This is a genomic window from Streptomyces sp. NPDC007983, assembly GCF_042958345.1.
Taxonomy (GTDB): domain Bacteria; phylum Actinomycetota; class Actinomycetes; order Streptomycetales; family Streptomycetaceae; genus Streptomyces.
On the sequence record NZ_JBIBJI010000006.1, the window covers coordinates 141709 to 159000 of the forward strand.

Sequence of the window (17292 nt, forward strand, 5' to 3'; positions counted from 1 at the left end):
TGATATGAGGTCAGTGGCCGGGGGAGCGGGCGAGCAGGGCCTCGCGGCGGCGGATGAGCTTGCCGTTGGAGGTGCGGGGCAGGTCCGGGAGGACCTGGATGACGCGCGGTACCTTGTAGTCGGCCAGCCGGTCCCGGCACCAGCGCAGCAGCTCCCCGGCCGAGGGGCCGTCCGGTTCGGTGGACACGTACGCCTCGGTGGTACCGGCGTGCACGACCACGGCCCCGCTGACCCCGGGGTGGTGGCGCAGCACGTCCTCCACCTCGGTCAGGTCGACCTTGAGGCCGCCGATGACCACCAGCGAGTCGCCGCGGCCCAGCAGCCGCACGGCTCCGGTGGGGTCCAGCTCGGCCCGGTCGCGGGTGTGCAGCCAGCCGTCGGCGTAGCGGCCGCCGCCGGAGGCGTGCAGATACGGTGAGCCGTCCGGCAGCCAGACGTCCAGCTCGCCCTGGTGGACGCGCAGCCGCACACCGGGGGCGGCCCGCCCGACGGTGGGGCGCGAGGCCCCGCTGACCTCCATCGCGATGACGCCCGTCTCGGTGGTTCCGTACGATTCGCCGACTCCGATGCCGAAGCGGTCGGCGAACCGCGCTGCCGTTTCCGGGGGCATGATCTCGCCGCCGGACACCGCGGCGCGCAAGGCGGGAAGCGGGGGCAACTCCTTTCCCGTGCTGAGCAGTTCGTAGTGGAACGGGGTGCCGAATATCGCGTGCACATCGTGGCGCCCGGCCGCGCCGAGGATGTCCTTGGCCGACACCCGGCGGGCGAACACGGCCGCGACGCCCGCGACCAGCGAGTGCAGCACCCCGGCGATCAGCCCGAAGCTGTGCGCGGTCGAGCTGAGCAGCAGCACCCGCTCGCCCAGGGTGGGCATGCCCTCGATCCGGGTGAACCGTTCGATCTCGGCGCGCAGGGAGGCCGGGGTCCGCCCGATCACCTTGGGCAGCCCGGTGGAGCCCGAGCTGAACTGCACCAGGCGGTGCTCGGTCGCCGCGGCCCGGCCGTCCGGGCAGCGGGAGGTGACCACCTCGTAGCGGGGCTCGAACCGCAGCGGTGCGCGCCCTGCCGTACCCCCGCCGACCAGGAACTGCGGATGGCACAGCGCGCGCAACGCGTCCACTTCGGACTGTTTGAGCCGGTGGTCGACCAGCATCACCTGGGCGCCCAGCCGCCACAGCGCGAGCAGCACCTCGATCTGGGTGAAGCTCGGCGGTATCCGCAGCATCACCGTGGTGCCCTCGCCGATGCCGTACCCGGCGAACACGTCCGCCTCGGTGGCCGCGGCGGCGCGTACCTCGGCGCGGCTCACCGGGTGGTCGCCGTGCACGAGGCAGGGCAGCTCGCCGGGGTGGGCGTCGAACAGCGTCTCGACGAGCGTCCGCATGCCGATGTCGCCGCTCATCACTGTTCCCGGCAGAACTCGCCGATGGGGAAGCCCACATGGCGCTGGTCCGTGGCCAGATAGCCGAGCAGTTCGTCGCCGGGCCGCAGCTCGGTGACGTTGTGGACCCGTCCGCCGGGCCCGAGCACCCGTACGTGCCAGTCGTCCTGGACGGTCAGGCTCACCTCGACGCCCTCGGGGGAGCGCGCGGTGATGGTCAGCAGCGGCCGGGACTCCAGCTTGGCGCGGCCGATGAGGACCGGCCGGGTGCGGCCCTCGGCGTTGACGGCCAGCGTGGTGCGGCCCGCGCGCAGCTCGCTCAGGTAGTTGGTGCGGTTGTCCGGGCCGAGGACGTAGGAGTGCAGGGCGCCCGCGTTGACCCGGAAGGGGCGGGTCGGCATGTACGGCAGCGGGTGGGTCTCGCTGCAGCACAGGATGAAGCCGGTCGAATACGAGCCGACGAGGATGCCCTCGTCCTCGGCGAAGTGGCTGCAGGTGTCCACGCACACCCGGTCGCCGAGCCCGTGGTGCTCGATGCCCTCGACGGTCAGCGTGGTCAGGTCCAGCGGTTCCGTACCGGCTTCCAGCAGCCGGGCCAGCGCGAACACGTCGCCCGCGGTCGAGGGGGCCAGCAGGATGCCGTCCGAGCCGCGTTCCAGCACGTCGAGGACGGTGGCGGCCTCTTCCAGGTCCGCGCAGACGGTGATCAGCTCGCCCTCGGAGCGGTCGGCTGCGGCGAGCACGATCTCCAGCGGGATCTTCGTCGGGTCGGCGAAGCGGACCACGGTGAACGGCAGCGTGACGGCGGCGGCGCACGCCAGCCGCAGCGACGGTTCGTCGTGGACGTCGACCCAGCCCGCGACGACCCGGCCCGCGGTGTCGGCGTCGAGGCCGTACAGCTGCTTCTCGTCGGTCACCGGGGTGGTGGTGACGCCGGTGATGGTCGGGGGCAGGGCCTTGAGGACGGCTTCGTCGTCGCAGAGCACACCCCGCGTCCGGGTGTGGATGGCGGCGTCCACGACGGACTCCAGCTGGTCCTGCGGAACGGTTCTGAGGTCGATCCAGGCGAACTTCATGCGGCACCTGTCGCAATCGTCGGGGGATGGGGGGCCGTTCCGGCGTCGATGCCGTCGACCGCGTGGACGACGGCCGCGAGCCGTTTCACCAGCGAGGCGGGGGAGGGTGAGGAGAAGATCCGGCGGCCGACCGCGAGACCACGGCAGCCGGCGAGCATCAACGACGTCCCGTGGCCGATCAGATCCGTACCGTCGGGCGGCCCGCCCGCGGCGAGGACCGGCAGCGGGCAGCTGTCCACCACCTCGGCCATCCGGTCCAGCGGCAGCGCGACCGACGTCTTCACCAGGTCGGCGCCGAGGTCCGCGGCGATGTTGACGGCGTGGGCGAGCAGCGCCGGGTCGTGCGGATCGGCGATCCGCGGGCCTCGCGGATAGATCATCGCGAGCAGTGGCATGTTCCACGTGTCGCACGAGGCCGCGACGGCACCGAGGTCGGCGAGTTGCCGGTGTTCGGTGTCCGAGCCGAGATTCACGTGCACGCTCACCGCGTCCGCGCCCAGCCGCACCGCCTCTTCCACCTCGCCGACGAGCACCTTGGCGTCGGCGTCGGCCTGGTACACGGTTCCGGCGCTCAAGTGCACCACCAGCGCGCAGTGGCGCAGGACGCCCGGGGCGATCGCGCGCGCCCGGCCCTTGTGGACGACCACCGCGTCCGCGCCACCGTCCACCAGCGCGCTCAGCAGCCCGTTCCAGCGGGCCTGGGGCACCACCGGCCCGTCGGACACGCTGTGGTCGAGCGGGACGAAGAGATATCTGCCGTCCCCCACGGCGGACAGCCTCCGCATCCGGAGTGATTTACCCAAATCGGTCATGTGCCGGGAACACCTCTTCCAACGGGTGGACGGTGCTTCGGGGGTTCTTGGGGGTGCTTCGGGATCGCCGGGTCAGAATGGCACGCCCGTGCGAGGGCGAGCCGATATCGAATCTCCATCACTCCGCGGTTATGCGGCTCTGAGAAACCTCTGAGACTCCTGTGGCAGGCTGCCCGACGGCTCTTCCCCCGCCGGTTCCGGTTCCGGAACCGGGCCACGGAACGGCGTTTTCGAGGAGGCAGGCTTGACCGCCCTGACCGACCCGGTACACATCTCGATCGCCTGCCACGGCGGACGCGGACACACCGCCCGGCTGGGGGAGGCCGTACGAACCGGAGCGAGCCGGGCCCCGGACTCCAAGGTCACCCTCATCCGGGTCGACCGGATCACCGATGAGGACTGGCAGCTGCTCGACGACGCCCACGCGATCGTCTTCGGCGCGCCGACGTACATGGGCACGGCCTCCGCCGCCTTCCACACCTTCGCCGAGGCGAGCGCCCGGCGCTGGCTCACCCGCCGCTGGCAGGACAAGGTGGCGGCGGGCTTCACCAACTCCGGCTCCATGGCCGGGGACAAGGCCGGCACCCTCGGCTACTTCGCCGCCCTCGCCGCCCAGCACGGCATGCTCTGGGTCAGCCTCGGCCTGGCCTCCGGCTGGAACTCCAGCCGGGGCAGCGAATCCGACCTGAACCGGCTCGGGTTCTTCCAGGGCGCCGGGGCACAGTCCCCCGTGGACGACCGGACGGGCACGGCGCACCCGTCCGACCTGGCCACCGCCGAACACCTCGGCCACCGGGTCGCGGAGGTCACCCGGACCGTCGTCGCGGGCAGACGAGCGCTGACGCCATGAAGGCGCTGACGCCGTGACACGGCGGCCGTGGTGGGCCGTGGCCGTGGCGGTCCTGGCGCAGACGCTGGTCCTGCTGGACAACACGGTCCTCAACGTGGCGATGGAAACCCTCGCCGACCCGGTACGCGGCCTCGGCGCCGACTCCGCGGAGCTGGCGTGGGCCAACGCCTCGTACTCGCTGGTGTTCGCCGCGGGCAGCTTCGCCGGTGGCGCCCTCGCCGACCGCTACGGGCCGCGCCGCACCCTGACCGGCGGGCTGCTGCTCCTGGCCGTCGCCTCCGCGCTGGCCGCGTTCTCGCCCGGTGCCACCGAACTCATCGTCACCCGGGGGTTCATGGGCGCGGGCGGGGCGCTCATCACCCCGGCGACGCTGGCGATCGTCACCCGTGGCACCGCGCCCGCCCACCGCACCCGCGCCATCGCGGTGTGGGCCTCGGCGGGCGGCGCGGCCGTCGCGGCCGGGCCGGTGGTGGGCGGCGCGCTGCTCACCCGGTTCTGGTGGGGGTCGGTGTTCCTCGTCAACCTGCCGGTGGTGGCCGTATGCCTGGCCGGGGTGGCGCTGCTGGTGCCCGAGCTGCGCTACGCCGAGCGCCGGGTGCTCGACCCGGCGGCCCTGCTGCTCTCCGTGCTGGGTCTTGGCCTGGTGGTGTACGGCGTCATCCAGGGCGGCCGCCCGTCCGGCTGGGCGAGCCCGGCCGCGCTGCTGCCGCCGGCGGCCGGGGTCGTGCTGCTGGCGGTGTTCGTACGGACGCAGAGCGGCCGGGAGTCGCCGGGGTTCGACGTGCGGCTCTTCACCGAGCCGCGCTTCGCGGGCGGCAGCGTGACCCTGCTGCTGCTCTTCTTCGGCCTGGCCGGGCAGCTCTTCTACTGCGCCTTCTATCTGCAGGGGGTGCACGGCCTGTCGGCGCTGGCCGCCGGAGTGGTGATGGCCGCCGCGGCGGGTGGCATCGTCCTCGGCAACCAGATCTCCCCGGCGCTGGCCCGGTGGCTCACCGTGCGGTGGTGCGCGGTCGCCGGGATCCTCCTTTCCAGCGCCACCTTCGGCGCGTACGTGTTCTTCGACGCGGACACTCCGGTGGCCTCGATCGCGGTGGTGCTGTTCGTCCAGGGCGCCGGTATCGGGCTGGTGGTGGCGCCGATGACGGCGGAGATGATGGCCGTCCTGCCCGCGCGGTACACCGGCGCGGGCGCGGCCATCAGCGCCGCCACCCGGCCCGTGGGCAGCACCCTCGGGGTCGCGGTCCTCGGCTCGGTGCTCGCCACCTCCTATCGCGGCGAGATCCGGCCCGCGCTCGACGGGCTGGCCCCCGGGCCCCGGGGCCGGGCGCTGGACTCCGCGGAGGCCACCCGGGCGGTGGCCGCGACGCTGAACCGGCCCGAACTCCTCGCCGCCGCCGACCGGGCCTATCTGCACGCCCTCTACGTCACCGCCACGTGGACGGCGCTGCTGTCCCTGGCCGGTGCCGTACTCGTCATCGGTTATTTCCGGCCACGACCATCACCGACGGAGGCAGGAAGTGGATATGGGTCTGCGCCACCTGCGGATCGTGCTCACCGTGGCTGAATCCGGCAGTATCAGCCGCGCTGCCGCCACGCTGAACATCGCGCAATCCGGTCTCTCCACCCAACTCCGGCGTATCGAGCAGGAGTTGGGCGGGCCGCTGTTCCGGCGCCGTCCGCAGGGCGTCGTACCGACCGAGCTGGGTGTTCATGTGGTGGGCCGGTCCCGGGAGTTGCTGGACGAGTTCGGCGATCTGATCGCCACGGCCCGTACGCTCGCCCAGCCCGCCGAACCGCCGCAGGCCGTCGCGCTGGGCGGCGTGGACAACCCCTGGGTGCCGCTGATCGCCGCGCTCATCCGGGAGCGGCTGCCGCACCACGAACAGCTGACGTACCTGGAGCCCTCCTCCCAGGCCGTGCTGGAGCTGCTGCGTATGGAGAAGATCGCGCTCGCGGTCATCAGCGAGTTCCCGGACGTCGGCCCGCCCGCGGTCCGCGAGTTCACCGTACGAGACCTCGGCACCGAACCCGTGCTGATCGGCCTGGCCCCCGGCCACCGGCTGGCCCACCGGCAGCTGATCACCCTGGAGGAGCTGGCCGAGGAGATCTGGGTCGCCCCCGGGGACCGGTCGGACGGCCTGGGCCTCAGCCTGCGGATCACCTGCGAGCGGGCCGGTTTCACCCCTCGGTTCCGCTACTTCGGCGCCGACCAGACCACCGCGGCGGCCATCGTCGGCGCCGGGAACGCGGTCGGCGTCTTCGCCGCCCCGGGCGACCGCTGCCCGGGCATCGCCCTGAAACGGCTGGCCAACGGGCGGCTGTGGCGCCGGACCCGGCTGGTGTGGCCGGCGGGTTCGCCGCTGGCCGAGCTGGCCGAGGACATCGACGCGGGCGCGCTCGACTGGTGCCGCCCGCGCGCCTCATGACCGCCGGACGGGTTGGACGGCTACGCGCCCGGGCGTGCGGTCAGCGCCCGGGGTCGCCCGGCTGCCGGGCCACTACGGACAGGCACGCCGCGATCGACCGCTGCCGCGGGATCGTGTCGCCGGTCGCATCGTTGGTCGTGTCGCCGGCCCGCGCCGCCGGAAGCTCGACAGTGAACAGCGCGCCGTGCCCCGGCCGTCCACCGGCGGTGATCCGTCCCCGATGGCTTTCGACCACCTCACGGGCCAGCGCCAGACCGAGCCCGAACCGCCTGCCCCGCCCGGCCGTTCCCCGGGCGAACCGTTCGAAGAGGCGGTCGGCGTCCTCCGGCGCGATGCCCACACCCGTATCGCGTACGGACAGCGACACGACCCCCGGACGCGGGGCGTCCACGGACACCACGACCTCCCCTCTGGGCGGCGTGTGCCCCATCGCGTTGTCGACCAGCGCGGCGATCACCCGGCGCAACGCAGGCGCGGTGCCCATCACCACATGCCGCCCAGACCCCTGCCGCATCCGCACGGCCAGCCCCATCGACTGGGCCCGGGCGTCCTCGGCGGCCACCGCCTCCTCGGCGAGCGCGGCGAGGTCGACCGGATCGCACGAGCCCGGCGACTGCGACAGCCGCGCGGACAGCAGCAGGTCGTCGATGACGTCACCGAGCTGCCGGGTGCCGGTCACCAGGCGCTGGAGGTCGGCGGCCAGCTGCTGCGGGCGCTCCGAACCGGAGCGCCGGGCCAGCAGCTGGGCGCGGGTGTGCAACTGGGTCAGCGGGGTGCGCAGTTCGTGGCTGGCGTCCGCGACGAACCGCCGCTGCCGGTCCAGGGCCTCGGACAGCGGCGTCATCGCCCGCCGCGCGAGCCTGCCGCTCGCCACGGCGACGAGCAGCAGACCGATCGACTCGGCCGTCGCGAAGGCCAGCAACAGGTGCTTTCGGTCCGCCCGCTGGAACCGTTCGCCGTACGCCGCCTGCACGATCTCGTCGCCGCGCCGCGCGGTGCGTACCGTGTACTGCTCGCCACCGCGCTCCACCCGCTCCAGCACCGGGGGAGCGCCCGCCCGGACCGCGTTCAGGCTGGACGTCACGGGGAGGCCGTCCGGGGTGCCGCGGGTGCTGCGGAGCACTCCGTCCCGCTCCACGGTGATCCACATGCAGACCGGCGGGCTGTCGACGGTGTTGTGCTGGATGCCCCACTGCGTCTCGCGCTCGGCGTCGGCGCGTTGGGCGAACAGCACGACGGAGTAGACGATGGCCACGACCAGCAGCATGATCACCGACATCACCAGCGAGATGCGCAGGGTGATCGACCACTGGGCGGAGGCGAGCCGCCGCTGCTCGGGGCCGGGAGCCGGACGGCGCGGGAGACGGACCGGAAGGGAGATCACAGCGAGCCCAACTGGTAGCCGCGCCCCCGCACGGTGCGGACGACGTCACGGCCCAGTTTCCGCCGCAGATAGTAGACATAGGTGTCGACGATGGACTCCGCCGAGGTATCGGGGAACACGCGCTCGCGCAGGTGCGAGCGGTCGTGCACCCGCTTGGGGCCGTCGGCGAGCGCGTGCAGCAGGCCGAACTCGCGCAGGGACAGCTCGATCCGGCTGCCGTCGGCGAGGCGGACCTCGTGGCGCCGCAGGTCCAGCTGCCCGTCCCCGTCGCCGAGCGGCAGGAGTTCGGCGTCCGCGAGGTCGCGCCGGTGCAGCGCCCGCACCCTGGCCAGCAGTTCGTCCACTTCGAACGGCTTGACCAGGTAGTCGTCCGCACCGGAGTCGAGGCCGGTGACCCGATCACCCAGCTCGCCCAGCGCGGTCAGCACCAGGACCCGGGTGGTGACACCGACCCGCCGTAATCGTTTCACCAGGTCCAGGCCGTCGATGCCGGGCAGCATCCGGTCGATGACCATCACCTGATGACGTCGGCCGAGGCCGAGATGGAGCCCCCGGTGGCCGTCGTACGCCACCTCGACGTCATAGCCCTCTGAGACGAACAATTCGGCCAGCATGTCTGCGGTCTCCCGGTCGTCCTCGACCAGTAACAGCCGTGTCTGATCCGCAGTCGACCGTTGTGTATCGGCTGGGTAGATCATTCGCTCATCTTGGCAGCCCGGCTCCGGGGGCGGTGCGTACTATCTCGGCCGTCGGTCGGCGAGTCCGCTCAGGCGGACGGGAGGCGGTCGTACGTCCTGAAGGTGTAGTACGCCGTATACGTGACCACGCTTTCACCGGAGGCGGCGGGCAGAGCGAAGCGGTGGTTGAGCGCCCGGCCGAGGGGACCGCAGCCGGTGGCCGCGGGCGTGGTGAAGGTGTCGTCGCGCGCGGGGAAGCGGACCAGCGGCGGGTCCTGGGACAGCCAGGTGCTCGGCGCGTCCTTCGTGAGGCGGAGCTTTACGGGGTGCCCGTCCGTGCCGATGGCGCACGCCCGGTTGAGGAGCGGGGAGGCCAGCCGGAACTTCAGATCGACGGCGCCGCTGGTGAGGAAGTCGGCGTACCCCCCGTACTCGGCCCGGACGGACAGCCCCGGAGCGCCCGGCACCGGTGTCGGCTCGGCGCGTACGGAGCCGAAGACCTGGCCGAACGTGCCGTCGGGCAGCGGGCCCTCGGCGTGGACGAGCGTGATGGGCTTGATGTCGGGGAGGTCGATCCCGCCGAGCTTGATCCGCCCGTACGCGGCCGTCACCTCGCAGCGCCACTTCGTGCGGTCGGCGCCCTCGGGCAGATCCTCGGGGCAGTCGGCGTAGGCGGGGGCGAGCGACTCCGGGGTGGGGACGGGCACGGTGGCGGCGCCGGGCCGGACCGAGGCGCCGGGCTGGGCGAAGGCCGGGGCTTGGACGGCGGCGGTCAGGGCGAGGGCGGCGGCCACGGCGCCGACTCCGGACACGAGGCGGCCACGGCGGAGTGCGGTCACGATTCTCTTCATGCCCTCGACCCTGGCCGCTCCCGGCCGCCTCAGCCCATGCGGAAGTTCCCTGACGGGCCCCGGAGAACACCCTGACACGATGTCAGGGGCAGGCATCAGGAGCCGGGCTCCGAGGGCGAGCGGCCGGCCGGTCAGGCGGTCGGTTCCGCGTCGCGGGCCAGGAGGGCGGCTTGGACGCGGTTGGTGACCTCCAACGCGGCCAGGATGCGGCTGACGTGGGCCTTGACGGTGCTCTCCCGCATGGCGAGGCGGGTGGCGATGTCCGCGTTGGTATCGCCTCGGGCGAGCAGGGTCAGCACCTCCCGCTCCCGGGGAGTGAGCCGGTCCAGCCGGGCCCGGGCGGCGGTGGCCTTCGGCCGGGTGGTGGCGTGGTAGCGGTCGATGAGGCGGCGGGCCGCGGTGGGGTGGAGCATGGCCGAACCGGCGGCCACCAGGCGGACGGCGCGCAGGATCTCGGCCGGGTCGGTGTCCTTGAGCAGAAAGCCGTCCGCCCCGGCGGCGAGGGCGTTGTAGACGTATTCGTCGAGGTCGAAGGTGGTCAGGGTGATCACCCTCGGCGGGTGGGGCAGGGCCCGCAGCCGGGTGGTGGCGGTGATGCCGTCCATGCGGGGCATGCGTACGTCGACGAGGGCGACGTCGACGCGGTGTGCGGTTGCCTGCTCGACGGCCTGGAGACCGTCGGCGGCCTGGGCGACGACCTCGATGTCCTGGCTGCCTTCGAGGAGGTCGGCCAGGCCGAGGCGGACCAAGGCGTCATCGTCGACGATCATGGCGCGGATCATGTGCGGGTGCCGTTCTGCTCGGTGCCGTTCTGTCCGGTCTCGTTCTGTCCGGTGTCGTTCTGTTCGGTGCCCATCGGGTGGGTGCCGGTCGGGTGGGGGATGCGGGCGGCCAGCCGCCAGGTCCCCACCCCGGCGGGCCCGGCGTCCAGGTGGCCGCCGAGGGCGGTGACCCGTTCGCGCAGGCCGACGAGCCCGTAGCCGGAGTCGACGGCGCTGCCCGTGCCGGGCGTACCGGGTGCGTTGGTGACCTCGACCAGCGTGGCGGGCGGCCGGTAGTCGACGCGTACGGCCACCTCGGCGCCGTCGGCGTGCTTGCGGGCGTTGGTCAGCGCCTCCTGGACGATGCGGTACACGGCCAGCCGGTGGGTGGTGGGAGCCCGCTCGGGAGGGCCGTCGGCCGTCAGCTCGACGCGCTGCCCGGCGGCACGGGCCTCGTCGGCCAGCTCCCGTACGTCCCGCACCACGGGCGCGAGCGCGGCATGCACGGGAGCGGAGTCGGGGTCGCGCAGGGCGCCGAGTACATCGCGCAGGTCGGCCAGCGCCTCGGTGGACGCCGTGCGCAGCAGGCCCAGGCGCATCGCCACCGGCGCGGGCAGCGTGTCGCCCTTGGTGGCCAGGACGCCGGTGTGCAGGGCGATCAGGCTCAGGCGGTGCGCCAGCACGTCATGCATCTCCGCGGCGATACGGGACCGCTCCGCGGCCCGGGCCGCCTCTTCGCGCAGCCGCGACTCGACCCGCAGGTGGTCGACCTGGGCGGCCAGCGCGGCGACCAGACGCCGCCGGTTGCCCAGCCACAGGCCGCCGACCACGACCAGCAGCAGGAACACGACGGAGCCGTACTGCTGCGGCGTCCACAGCGATGTCGCGGGCCGGGTGACCAGGTTGCCGCCCAGCGCGGCGGCGACGCATGTCACCGCCACCCGGGCCCGGCGGTGCGCGGCCAGGTCGAACAAGGCGACCAGCAGCAGCGGCAGCACGGGCCATCCCCACCACGACGTGGCCGCGGTGGCCAGGAGCGGGGCGACCTGCCAGGGGAGCGGGCGCACGAGCAGGGCCACCCCGCACAGCAGCGTGGCCACGGGCGCGGGGGCCAGATAGCCGCCCTCGCTGACCGACGCGCCGTTCTGCACCGCGATCGCGCCCAGCGCCACCACCAGCACGGCCCGTCCGTACGCGGCCCTCGCACCCTTTCGCCGGCTCATTCCGGCAATCCTAGGCAGGCCACCCCGCCCGCCCGACCGACGATCCGCTACGCCGACCCCCTACTTTCGTAGGGAGCGGCCGTCGCACAACGACGGATCCGGCCCGGGACGCGGGTTTCTAGCGTCGTTCACCATGAACGACCGGACCACCTCCCACGACCGTGTCCTGGCGCAGCGCCGCGCCGAGGGCTGGATGTTCCTCATCGAGGCGGCCCGCGACATGCGGACCACCGGCGCGGTCGCCCCCAGCGGCAAGGCCCTCGCCCGCGCCCTGACCGAGCCCCTGCGGGCCCGGGCTCCCCGCCCGCTGGCCGTCCTGGAAGCGGGCGCCGGAACCGGCGCGGTCACCCGCACCCTGATACCCCGGCTGTCCCGGAGCAGCCGCCTGGACATCGTCGAGGCCAATCCGCGGTTCGCCGCGCGCCTGCGCCACCTCGTCGCCACCCACCCCCACCTGGCGGGCCCGCCCCGGCAGGTGGCCGTGCACCAGACGTACGTCGAGCACCTGGGCACCGACCAGCGCTACGACGTGATCGTCTCCGGGCTTCCGCTGACCAACTTCACCCCCGCGCAGGTCGACCGCATCATGGCCCGGTACCTGGAGATGCTGCACCCCGGCGGCACCCTGACCTACTTCGCCTACGTCGGCACCCGCGGGGCCCGGGCCCTGACCGCGTCACGGGCCGAGGCTCGCCGGCACGCCGAGGTGCACGAGGTCATGGCCGGCTACCAGCGCAGGTACGCCACGGGCCGCTGGACCGTGTGGGCCAACCTTCCGCCGGCCCACGTCTGGCACCTGCGACGCCCCCTCGGCTCCCCTCGCGACCAGCCGCGCCCCCAGGACCTGGAGCGTCGGTGAACGCGCCGTCCGACCTCCTCGGCCATCTTCCGCCCGACTCGGCCTACCCGGTGGTGGCGCTGGCCGTCCTGGCCGAGTCGATCCTGCTGATCGGCGCCTTCGTCCCCACGCTCACGCTGCTGCTGACCGCCGGAGCGCTGGCCCGCACGGGCCACATCAGCCTCCTCGCCGTCATGGCGACCGCGGCCGGGGCCGTCGTCGCGGGTGACTTCCTCGCCCACCGCACCGGCGCGCTCCTGGGCGGCCGGCTGCGGACAGGCCGCATCGGGCGAAGGGTCCCCGACACGGCCTGGCGGCGTGCCGAGGCGCTGATGGCCCGCCACGGCGGCCGGGCCGTCTTCCTGGCCCGCTTCCTGCCCGTGGTCCGCACCCTCGCCCCGCACTTCGCGGGCGCCACCCACCTGCCCTACCACCGCATCGCCCCCTACAGCGCCACCGCCGCCTGCCTGTGGGCCATCGCCGAAGCGGGCGCCGGATACGCCGCCGCGACCTTGGCGGCCGGTGCGCCCTGACGGTTCCGGTGGGCCGTCACCGGCTCCCGGCCGCCGCGAACGGCACCTGCGCGGCGGGCTGCGCGGCGGCGGCGGGACGGGCCGGATGGGACCACAGCCCCTGCTGCCGCAGGCGCGGCAGCACGCCCTCGCCGAACCAGTACGCCTCCTCCAGATGCGGATAGCCGGACAGCACGAACTCGTCGATCCCGATCCGGTGGTACTCGGCGATCCGCTCCGCCACCTCCGCGTGGCTGCCGACCAGGGCCGTACCGGCGCCGCCGCGCACCAGGCCGATGCCCGCCCACAGATTGGGGTGGATCTCCAGCCCGTCCCGGCCACCGCCGTGCAGCGCGAGCATGCGCTTCTGCCCCTCGGACTCGCTGCGCGCCAGCCCCTCCTGCACGGACCGCACGGTCTCCGGATCGAAGCCGTCCAGCAGCCGCCCGGCCTCCGCCCACGCCTGCTCGCTGGTGTCGCGCGTGATGACGTGCAGCCGGATGCCGAAGCGGATCTTACGGCCCTCCTCGGCCGCGAGCCCCCGGATCCAGGCGATCTTCTCCGCGACCTGGGCGGGCGGCTCGCCCCAGGTGAGGTAGACGTCCGCATGGCGGGCCGCCACCTCACCGGCGATGGGGGAGGAGCCGCCGAAGTACACCTCGGGCACCGGGTCGGGCAGCCGGGCCAGGGAGGCGTCCGCCACCTGGAGGTGTTCGCCCGCCAGATCCACCGTCTTGCCGTCCCACAGCCCGCGCACGACCTCCAGGAACTCACCGGTGCGCCGGTAGCGCGCCTCCTTGTCGAGGAAGTCTCCGTACGCCCGCTGCTCGTGGCTCTCGCCCCCGGTGACCACGTTCAGCAGCAGCCGCCCGCCGGTCTGCCGCTGGTAGGTCGAGGCCATCTGCGCGGCGAGCGTGGGGGAGACGAAACCGGGGCGGAACGCCACCAGGAACTTCAGCCGCTCGGTGTGCTGGCTGACCATCGCGGTCGTCAGCCATGCGTCCTCGCACCATGCCCCGGTCGGCGTCAGCGCCCCGACGAAGCCCAGGTCCTCGGCGGCGCGGGCGATCTGGGTCAGGTAGCCGACGGACGGCGGACGGTCGCCACCGGCCGCGGTGACGGGCGTCCCATGGCCGCCGCCGACGACATGGCGGCTGTCGCCGTTGGTGGGCAGGAACCAGTGAAAGGTGAGGGACATGGGTGCGACTCCAATCAGGGGTGTTACAGAAGGCCGTGCCGGGGCGGCGGGGTGCCGTTCAGCACGTAGCGGCCGATGTGCTGGATCTTCCAGCGGGGCGGGTCGTGCAGGGTGTGCGTACGGGCGTCCCGCCAGTGGCGGTGGAGGTTGAGGGAGTCCAGTGCCGAGCGGGTGCCGGACACCTCGAACAGCGCGCTGCCCGCCTCCACCGCCGCGGCGGCCGCCGACACCTTCGCGGTGGCCACGGCGATCGACGCCTCGGCCGCGGTGTCGTCGGTGAGATCCGCGCGGGCGGCGTCCACCGCCCGCGCGGCGGCGGACAGCAGCGCCTCGGCCGACCGCACCTGGACGGCCAGTTCACCGAAGCGCTGGATGAGCAGCGGGTCCTCGGCGGCCGTCTCGAAACCGCTCTCGAACCACGGACGGCTCTTGGCGCGGACGAACGCCACCGCCTCCGCGAGCGCGCCCGAGGCGATGCCCGCGTCGATGGCCGTGTGCAGCAACTGGGCCACGGCGCCGTGCAGTTGGGGCCCGCGGAAGGTGAGGTGATGCGGCACCACACGGTCAGTGGGCACGGCCACGCCGTCCAGCCGTACGGTGCCGCTGGCGGTCGTGCGCTGGCCCATCCCGTCCCAGTCGTCCACCACCGTCACCCCGGGCGCCCGCCGTGGCACGTACGCCACGTACAGCTCCTCGTTGTTTCCGCGCGCCAGCACCGGGATCCAGTCGGCGAACAGGGCGCCGGTGGAGTAGTGCTTGACGCCCGTCAGCCGGTACGAGCCGTCGGGGCGCGGCTCCAGGCGGGTGCGGATGTCCTGGATGTGCTTCGTCCCCGCCTCCGACTGGGCGTTGCCGAACCGCCTGCCCGCCAGCACCTCGGCGAAGAAGAACGCCTGCTGCTCCGGTGTGCCCTGGCGGCGCAGCACATTGACGTACACGAAGTGGCTCTGCGGAATCTGGGCGAGGCTGGCGTCGGCGGCGCCCAGCAGCCGGAACACCTCGGCGAGGGTGGCGGCCGAGACGTCCGCGCCACCGTGCCCGGCCGGGACGGTGATGGCCAGCAGCCCGGACGCGGACAGCCGGTCCAGCTCGGCGCGGGGCAGGGCGCGGTCCGCGTCGCGCCCGGCCGCGCCCGTACGGAACTCCTCGGCGAGCTTCGCGGCCACCTCCAGCGCCTCCGCGTCGTCGGCGACGCGGTGGGCGGTTTCGGGATGCGCGGACATCGGCGTCAGCTCGCCGCCGCGAGCACGGGACGCTGCCCCAGCGCCACGGAGAACTGGTCGACGACCTGCTCCAGCGCCTCGGCCGCGCCGGGGGTGACGATCACTCCGCCGTCGGCGGTGGTGTTGATGTCCTTGTCGAGCGTGAACCAGCCCTGCACGATGTGCGCGGCGCCCATCGAGGACAGCACCGGCCGCAGCGCGTAGTCGATGGCCAGGACGTGCGCCGTGCTGCCGCCGGTGGCCAGCGGCAGCACGGTCTTGCCCGCCAGCGCGTACTGCGGCAGCAGGTCCAGCAGGGACTTCAGCAGCCCGGAGTAGGCGGCCTTGTAGACGGGGGTGCCGACGACGACCCCGTCCGCCTGCTCGACCAGCGTCCTGGCCCGGACGATGTCCGGATGCCCGAAGTCGGCGCCGAGCAGCGCGGTGGCGGGGAGGGTGCGGACGTCGAGCGGGATCACCTCATGGCCCTGGTCGGTGAGCCGGGTGTCGAGGTGGCGCAGCAGCCGGGCGGTGCGGGAGGTGGCGGAGGGGGAGCCGGAGACGGACAGGACGGTGGCCATGGTGGCCCCTTTCAGGAGGGTTGCGGGCGGTGGGGCGGGCGGGTCAGGCGAGCGCGGGCTCGGTGTCCGGCAGCTGTGCCTCCAGCTCGCGCACCAGCGGCAGCACGCGTGTGCCGAAGTACTCGACCTCCTCCAGGTAGTGCAGGAAGCCGAGGAGGAACAGATCGACGCCGAGCCGCTTGTAGGCGACGATGCGCTCGGCGATCTGCTCGGGGGTGCCGATCAGCCCGGTGCGGAAGCCGTCGTTGTACTGCACCAGGTCCTCGAACGAGGAGTCCTGCCACATGCCCTTGCCGTCGGCGGTGGACTGTCCCGCCTGCCGCACCGCGTCGCGGAAGCCGTGCACGGCGTCGGTGTCGGCCTTGGCGACGATCTCGCGCAGCGTGTCGCGGGCCTCCGCCTCGGTGTCACGGGCGATGAGGAACGCGTTGAGGCCGAAGCGGGGAGCGGTGCGGCCCGCGGTGGCGGCGGAGGCGTGTACGTCCCGGATCTGCTCGGTGACCCCGTCGAAGTCCTTGCCGTTGCTGAAGTACCAGTCGGAGACCCGGCCGGCCATGGCGCGGGCCGCGGTGGAGTTGCCGCCCTGGAAGATCTCCGGATGCGGGCGCTCGGCGCTGTTCAGGGGCTTGGGCTTGAGCGAGAAGTCCCGGATCCGGTAGAAGTCCCCGGCCAGCTCGGCGTGGTCCTCGGTCCAGATCGTGCGCAGCGCGCGGATGAACTCCTCCGCGCGGCGGTAGCGCTCGTCGTGCTCCAGCCACGGCTCGCCGAGCGCGGTGAACTCGCCCTTGAACCAGCCGCTGACCACGTTCACCGCGAACCGCCCGCCCGACAGCTGATCTGCGGTGGCGCCCAGCTTGGCCAGGACCCCCGGATGCCACAGCCCGGGGTGCACGGCGGCGATGACCTTCAGCCGCTGGGTGGCGAGCAGCAGCGCGAGGCTGAAGCTGGTCGACTCGTGCTGGTACTCGGCGCCGTAGCTTGCCATGTACCGCACCTGGCTGAGGGCGTAGTCGAAGCCGCTGTTCTCGGCGAGCACGGCCAGCTCGCGGTTGTAGTCGTAGCCCCAGTCGGTGCGCTGCTCGATGCCGCTGGTGACCAGACCGCCGCTGACATTCGGCACCCAATAGGCAAAGCGCAGCGGGTCGTTGGGGAATTGGGCAGGGGGATGTACGGGCATGGGGAACTCCCGGAACGTGAATACGGGCACTCAGGCGCACGTGAAAACGGCAGCCGCGGTGGGAAATGAGGCGGGTTACGCGGAAAGGCGGCGGCCGGAAGAAAACAGCCCTGGACCGTGCCTGGTCAGGTCAGGGGTGCTGAGGAAGGGGAGGGGCGGCGACGCGGAAGGAGTCGAGGGATCCGAAACGTTCGCTCAGGCCCGACAGCAACAGGACGCGCTGGAGACACGCGCAAGGTCGACGTGGCGTCGCCGCGTGAGGTCCTGTCGCTTCATGCCATCGATACAAGCAGGGGAAAGTCCGGCAGGTCAAGAAGGCCCGGCCCGGATTCCATATCCCGGA

At 73.0% G+C, this 17292-nt stretch carries 17 protein-coding genes; 5 read left to right on the top strand and 12 right to left on the bottom strand.

The features are described from left to right. Positions 1-10: 10 nt before the first annotated feature. Genes ACFZCY_RS20440 through ACFZCY_RS20450 form a run of 3 tightly spaced genes read right to left on the bottom strand, consistent with a single transcriptional unit; the run spans position 11 to position 3269 of the window. Positions 11-1402, bottom strand: a complete 1392-nt coding sequence (locus ACFZCY_RS20440; protein WP_391174803.1) for an AMP-binding protein — start codon at positions 1400-1402, stop codon at positions 11-13. After that, positions 1402-2457, bottom strand: coding sequence for a 3-dehydroquinate synthase II family protein (locus ACFZCY_RS20445; RefSeq protein ID WP_391174805.1), 1056 nt, complete (start codon positions 2455-2457; stop codon positions 1402-1404). Before ACFZCY_RS20445 ends, ACFZCY_RS20440 begins: the two co-directional genes overlap by 1 nt. Then, the gene (locus ACFZCY_RS20450) at positions 2454-3269 is read right to left on the bottom strand and encodes a 2-amino-3,7-dideoxy-D-threo-hept-6-ulosonate synthase (RefSeq protein ID WP_391174807.1); all 816 of its coding nucleotides are present in this window, start codon (positions 3267-3269) and stop codon (positions 2454-2456) included. The genes ACFZCY_RS20445 and ACFZCY_RS20450 overlap by 4 nt, the downstream gene beginning before the upstream one ends. Before the next feature lie 244 nt (positions 3270-3513). Here ACFZCY_RS20450 and ACFZCY_RS20455 point away from each other — a divergent pair, with 244 nt between their 5' ends. Genes ACFZCY_RS20455 through ACFZCY_RS20465 form a run of 3 tightly spaced genes read left to right on the top strand, consistent with a single transcriptional unit; the run spans position 3514 to position 6545 of the window. Further along, positions 3514-4119, top strand: a complete 606-nt coding sequence (locus ACFZCY_RS20455) for an NAD(P)H-dependent oxidoreductase (RefSeq protein ID WP_391174809.1) — start codon at positions 3514-3516, stop codon at positions 4117-4119. A gap of 13 nt (positions 4120-4132) precedes the next feature. Beyond that, complete coding sequence (locus ACFZCY_RS20460; RefSeq protein WP_391174813.1) at positions 4133-5683, top strand: MFS transporter; 1551 nt, start codon at positions 4133-4135, stop codon at positions 5681-5683. Then, positions 5643-6545: a LysR family transcriptional regulator gene (locus ACFZCY_RS20465; protein WP_391174814.1), complete on the top strand. Its 903-nt coding sequence runs from the start codon at positions 5643-5645 to the stop codon at positions 6543-6545. The genes ACFZCY_RS20460 and ACFZCY_RS20465 overlap by 41 nt, the downstream gene beginning before the upstream one ends. Positions 6546-6585: 40 nt before the next feature. On the opposite strand, the gene ACFZCY_RS20470 is transcribed toward ACFZCY_RS20465, so the two are convergent. From ACFZCY_RS20470 to ACFZCY_RS20490, 5 genes are all read right to left on the bottom strand, one after another. Then, a complete protein-coding gene (locus tag ACFZCY_RS20470; protein WP_391174817.1) occupies positions 6586-7929 on the bottom strand; it encodes an ATP-binding protein in 1344 nt (447 codons plus the stop codon). Next, positions 7926-8627: a response regulator gene (locus tag ACFZCY_RS20475; RefSeq protein WP_391174820.1), complete on the bottom strand. Its 702-nt coding sequence runs from the start codon at positions 8625-8627 to the stop codon at positions 7926-7928. Before ACFZCY_RS20475 ends, ACFZCY_RS20470 begins: the two co-directional genes overlap by 4 nt. Before the next feature lie 68 nt (positions 8628-8695). Then, positions 8696-9457 (bottom strand): hypothetical protein, encoded by a 762-nt coding sequence (locus ACFZCY_RS20480; protein ID WP_391174824.1) that lies wholly within the window; start codon positions 9455-9457, stop codon positions 8696-8698. A gap of 131 nt (positions 9458-9588) precedes the next feature. Beyond that, on the bottom strand, positions 9589-10239 hold the full coding sequence (locus ACFZCY_RS20485; RefSeq protein ID WP_391174827.1) for a response regulator: 651 nt from the start codon (positions 10237-10239) through the stop codon (positions 9589-9591). Beyond that, positions 10236-11441 (bottom strand): histidine kinase, encoded by a 1206-nt coding sequence (locus ACFZCY_RS20490; RefSeq protein ID WP_391174830.1) that lies wholly within the window; start codon positions 11439-11441, stop codon positions 10236-10238. The genes ACFZCY_RS20485 and ACFZCY_RS20490 overlap by 4 nt, the downstream gene beginning before the upstream one ends. A gap of 133 nt (positions 11442-11574) precedes the next feature. Between ACFZCY_RS20490 and ACFZCY_RS20495 the strand changes: the two genes are divergently transcribed. Together ACFZCY_RS20495 and ACFZCY_RS20500 are read left to right on the top strand one after the other, a co-directional pair. Next, positions 11575-12300 (top strand): methyltransferase domain-containing protein, encoded by a 726-nt coding sequence (locus tag ACFZCY_RS20495; protein ID WP_391174833.1) that lies wholly within the window; start codon positions 11575-11577, stop codon positions 12298-12300. Beyond that, positions 12297-12812 (top strand): VTT domain-containing protein, encoded by a 516-nt coding sequence (locus tag ACFZCY_RS20500; protein ID WP_391174837.1) that lies wholly within the window; start codon positions 12297-12299, stop codon positions 12810-12812. The genes ACFZCY_RS20495 and ACFZCY_RS20500 overlap by 4 nt, the downstream gene beginning before the upstream one ends. 16 nt (positions 12813-12828) lie before the next feature. On the opposite strand, the gene ACFZCY_RS20505 is transcribed toward ACFZCY_RS20500, so the two are convergent. Genes ACFZCY_RS20505 through sfnG form a run of 4 tightly spaced genes read right to left on the bottom strand, consistent with a single transcriptional unit; the run spans position 12829 to position 16949 of the window. Continuing rightward, positions 12829-13989 (bottom strand): LLM class flavin-dependent oxidoreductase, encoded by a 1161-nt coding sequence (locus tag ACFZCY_RS20505; RefSeq protein WP_391174840.1) that lies wholly within the window; start codon positions 13987-13989, stop codon positions 12829-12831. A gap of 23 nt (positions 13990-14012) precedes the next feature. After that, complete coding sequence (locus ACFZCY_RS20510; RefSeq protein ID WP_391174843.1) at positions 14013-15212, bottom strand: SfnB family sulfur acquisition oxidoreductase; 1200 nt, start codon at positions 15210-15212, stop codon at positions 14013-14015. A 5-nt stretch (positions 15213-15217) separates the two neighbouring features. Next, positions 15218-15772, bottom strand: coding sequence for an NADPH-dependent FMN reductase (gene ssuE / locus ACFZCY_RS20515; protein WP_391174845.1), 555 nt, complete (start codon positions 15770-15772; stop codon positions 15218-15220). A gap of 43 nt (positions 15773-15815) precedes the next feature. Beyond that, positions 15816-16949 carry a dimethylsulfone monooxygenase SfnG gene (sfnG, locus tag ACFZCY_RS20520; protein ID WP_391174848.1) on the bottom strand — a complete coding sequence of 378 codons (1134 nt, stop codon included), beginning with the start codon at positions 16947-16949 and terminating at the stop codon, positions 15816-15818. Positions 16950-17292 lie beyond the last annotated feature (343 nt).